1 protein-coding gene is annotated in these 530 nt (G+C 66.0%); it reads right to left on the bottom strand.

The annotated features are described in order from the left end of the window. On the bottom strand, nt 1–530 hold a 530-nt coding region (locus tag AACY49_RS30305), incomplete at both ends, for a L,D-transpeptidase family protein (RefSeq protein ID WP_339527944.1).

Here is a 530-nt window from a genome sequence, read left to right as displayed (position 1 = left end):
CAGGGTGTTCGGTCCGCATACATCCGTGCGAGAATGCCCGCCGCTCCTGCTCGAACAGCCCCTTTGACGGCGTGTCGTGCAGGAAGATGCTATAGGCGTTGGGCATCTCGATCTTGACTTGGCCAAGCGCGTTGAGCGGCCCCGGTCGCTGCCGCACTTGCAATCGACCGCCCGCGCCGCGCGTGGCGACATAGCCAAGCCGTGCGGCCTGGGCCGGGCGATTGCGCACCATCGCACCCACGCTTTCCGACACGATGCTGCTCGGCACATTCCACCACGGATTGGCGGTCACCCCGGTCACCAACGTGGCAAACACGGGGGTCGGCGTGGTCGGCTTGCCAACGATAATGCGGTGGCTCTGGATGACGCGGTCCCCCTCGATCAGATCGAGTCGATACGCTGCCGGATTGGCCCAAAGGTAGTGGGCACCCAGCGCGCGCGGCAACCAGCGCCAGCGTTCGAGGTTGACCTTCAATGTCGTGCAATGCGCCGGGGTGTCGCAAGCCGGCAGCGCGGCGCGCAATGCGGCA

The organism is Pseudomonas sp. EL_65y_Pfl2_R96, assembly GCF_963970905.1.
In the GTDB taxonomy this organism is placed as follows: Bacteria; Pseudomonadota; Gammaproteobacteria; order Pseudomonadales; family Pseudomonadaceae; genus Aquipseudomonas.
This window is presented reverse-complemented; position numbering and strand designations above follow the sequence as displayed.